Raw genomic sequence first — 3,408 nt, forward strand, 5'->3', positions numbered from 1 at the left:
TCTGCTGCGGACGCCGCCCGGACGGGCCGCCGCCTCGCGGGTGCTGTTCGGTGACGGCTCGTTCCCGGACGTGCTGGACCCCGCACACGGCGATGCCGGTGAGTCGCGGGGACCCACCGGCATCGTCGTGCCGCGCTGACCGTCAGCTGGTCGGGAAGTTGTCCGGGGTCCGGATGCGGCTGCGGATCAGCGCACCCGATTCGGAGAGGACACCGGTGCCCGCGTACGTGCCGCCGGCGCACGTGCCGGCCCGGAACGCCGCGCTGCCCTCACCGGCGTCGGAGAACGTCCAGTTCGCGTAGCTGATCTTGAGCCGGTCGAGCAGGTCGAGCCACGCCGTGCTGCTCGCCGTGTCGACGGCACCGCCACCGGTGGCGCTCACCGTGCCGAACTCGGTCACGAACAGCGGCAGCGCGGTGGCCGCCCGCTCCACCTCGGCGCGGTAGTTGTCCTTGTGCGACGCCGCGTAGAAGTGGAACGCGTACATGATGTTGGTGGCCCGGACCGGGTTGGCGGTGATCTCGCTCGAGCCGGAACCGTCCGAGACGCCCAGCGAGGACCAGCCCCGGGTGCCGACGATGATCACGGCGTCCGGGTCGTTCGCGCGGATCACCGGGATGACCTGCTCGGCGTAGTTCTTGATGCCGGTCCAGCTCACGCCGTTGGGCTCGTTCGCGATCTCGTAGATCACGTTCTTCTTGGCGGCGTTGCGGGTGGAGACGGCGGCGAAGAAGGTCTTGGCCCGTTCGAGGTTGTAGTTGGGGTCGCCCGGCGTGAGGGTGTGGAAGTCGATCAGCGCGTACATGCCGCGGGCCTCGGCCAGGTCGACCAGGTTGTTGACCTGGGAGGTGAAGCCGGCCGGGTTGGTCTCGTAGCCGCCCTCCTGCACGTACATCGCGATCCGGAACAGGTCGGCCTGCCAGTCGTTGGCCAGCGCGTCCAGGGAGGCGTTGTTGTAGCAGTTGGCGAACCACTGCAGGCCGTGCGTGCTCATGCCGCGCAGCTGGATCGGCCGGTTGTACTGGTTGCACAGGTTGACGCCGCAGACGTGCAGCTGGCCGTTGATCGCCACCGGCGTCCGGCCGGCCGGCGCGGTGGTCGGCGGCGCGCTGGGCGTGGTGGTCCGCGTCGGTGTCGGGCTCGCGGTGGGCGACGACGGCGTGCCGGAGCCGTCGCAGGAGCGGCCGTTGACCAGGCAGGTGGTGGGCCGTCCGGTGCCGTTGAGGACCAGGCCGAACTCGGTCGACGCGCCGGCGGCGAGGGCGGCGTTCCAGCCGGCCGGGGTGAACGTGTACGCGCCGCCGGAGCTCGCCTGGGTGGCGTTCCAGCTGTTGACCACGGTCGTCCCGGCGGGCAGGCTGAGCTCCACCCGCCAGGTGGAGATGGTCGCCGAGGTGTCGTTCTTGACCACCACGTTCGCCTGGTAGCCGGCGTTCCAGGAGTTCGTCACGGTGAACGCGGCGGTCTCCGCGGACGCCGGCATGGCGATCAAAGCCACCGCCGAGGCGGCGGCGATGATCCCGCCGGCCGCGAGGAGCTTGAGTCTGAGGCTGCGCATGAAGGGGGCTCCGTCGGATCAGGGGGAGGACGGGTGCGTGGGAGCGCTCCCACGACGGCCGACTGTAACCCTCCGGGTGAAGCGGCGCAATGTGAGTCGGGCTAGCCGAGGCCCAGTACGGGCCGGCACTGCTCAACGCCGATCAGGTCGATGTCCGCGCGGCTGATCCGCTGCCAGGCGTCCCGGGTGAGCCGCCACCGCTGGATCCGCGCGGGCTCGCCGCGGCGGGTGTCCCAGTCCGTACCGTTCGGTTCGTAGCCCAGGGCGCGGGAGACGTGATTGGACGCCTCGTTGTCGACGAACGCGTCGCTGCCGGCCTCCCGTGCGCCCAGTCCGGCGAAGGCCAGCTGGAGGATCGCCGCCCGCATCTCTTTACCCAGCCCCCGTCCGCGGCTGCCCGGGGTCAGCCACGAGAAGCTGGTCACCGTGCCGAACCGGGTGAAGTTCGTGCCGATGAGGTCCTGCATGCCGACCGGTTCGCCGTCGACGAGCACGACGAAGTACAGCCGCCAGGCATCCGGGCTCACCCGGGCCCGGCCGGCCCAGATGCCACGCAGCCACCGCCACTCGCGTTCCGGATTGTCGGCGTAGAGCGACATCGGGTCGTCGAACGGCCACGGCGCCGCGTCGGCGATCCCGGCCCGCACCAGCGGCACGAGCCGTTCCAGTAGGTCGTCGGACGCACCGGCCAGCGTCAGGCGCGGCGTGCGGATCTCGACGTTCAGCGGGGGATAGGTGTGGGCCACGCCCGGACGCTAGCCAGGCCGCCCGGCCGGTGCACCCGGTTTTGCCGGCCCGGCTCGGCCCGGGGGAGGCTCAGCCGGGTCCTTCGAGGATGGCCGCGGTGAGCATCCGGCGGAGCCAGTCCTCGTAGCGCTCGGGTGGCCAGCCGCGGCCGGTCGTGCACAGCCGGTAGACCTCGGGGGCGGTCAGCAGCCACGCCTCGTCGGCTGCCTGGGCGGGATCGCGCCCGGCGGGCAGGAGGCCGGCGGCGGCGAGGTGGCCGACGAAAGCGGTGACGCCGGCCAGGCGCTCCCGGTCGGTCTCCGCCGCGATCTCGGCCGCCTCGGTGCCGCCGGTGCTCAGGGCGGCGGTCACGGCTCCGAGCCGCTCGGAGACACCGCGGGCGATCCGGGCGTACGCCGCTATCTTGCGGACCGGGTCGGGCTCGGCGAGCAGGGCCCGCACCTCGGGTCGCTCGCCCATCGGTACGGGTGCGTCGTCGCCGGCCAGGGTGACGTCGTACATCGCTTTGACCAGGCCGCGTTTGCCGCCGAAGGTCTTGTAGACGGTCTCCTGGGAGACGCCGGCGCCCTCCGCCACCGCGCGGATGGTCAGGCCCGCGTACCCGTGCCGGAGCAGGCCCTCCCGGCAGGCGTCCAGGATCTCCGCCCGGCGCCGCCGGGCCTGCTCCTGGCGGCCGGAACTGTCGTAGGTGCGACGGGAAGGAGCGGGTGGGCGCGGCACGTCCCCATGCTACGGTCATTTGGATACAGCGGTGCTGTATCCAATGATGGGGGGTCTGAGCATGGACTTCGCGCATGCCTATCTGCTCGCGCTGGCGGCGTTGACGGCCTACGTCGGCGGTGTCTCCGCGCTGACCACGCGGGTGAGTTACCCGCTCTACGCCGCTGTCCCGGCCGCGGCGTTCGTCGCTTACCACCGCCGGTACAGCCGGCAGATCCTTCCGGTGGTGATCGTCCCGGGGTTCACCAGCTTCCTCGCCTGCCTGGCTCTGCCGCTGGTCCGGCCGGCCGCGGTGCCGCTCGGGGTGGCCGCGCTGATCGCCGCCGGTACCGACTGCGGCCGGACCCGCCGGACACGCCGCACGAGCAGGGCATCTCCGCCGT

At 71.9% G+C, this 3,408-nt stretch carries 4 protein-coding genes; 1 reads left to right on the forward strand and 3 read right to left on the reverse strand.

The genetic code is table 11. The annotated features are described in order from the left end of the window. Positions 1-142 precede the first annotated feature (142 nt). From AB0C29_RS39350 to AB0C29_RS39360, 3 genes are all read right to left on the reverse strand, one after another. Positions 143-1,558, reverse strand: coding sequence for a cellulase family glycosylhydrolase (locus tag AB0C29_RS39350; protein WP_360831750.1), 1,416 nt, complete (start codon positions 1,556-1,558; stop codon positions 143-145). A 101-nt stretch (positions 1,559-1,659) separates the two neighbouring features. Then, positions 1,660-2,304 (reverse strand): GNAT family protein, encoded by a 645-nt coding sequence (locus AB0C29_RS39355; protein WP_360831753.1) that lies wholly within the window; start codon positions 2,302-2,304, stop codon positions 1,660-1,662. 70 nt (positions 2,305-2,374) lie between these two features. Further along, entirely contained in the window at positions 2,375-3,025 is a 651-nt protein-coding gene (locus AB0C29_RS39360; protein WP_360831756.1) for a TetR family transcriptional regulator, read from the reverse strand. Between the two features lie 61 nt (positions 3,026-3,086). Between AB0C29_RS39360 and AB0C29_RS39365 the strand changes: the two genes are divergently transcribed. Beyond that, on the forward strand, positions 3,087-3,408 hold a 322-nt coding region (locus AB0C29_RS39365), incomplete at its 3' end, for a hypothetical protein (RefSeq protein ID WP_360831759.1).

The organism is Actinoplanes sp. NPDC048791, assembly GCF_040650095.1.
In the GTDB taxonomy this organism is placed as follows: Bacteria; Actinomycetota; Actinomycetes; order Mycobacteriales; family Micromonosporaceae; genus Actinoplanes.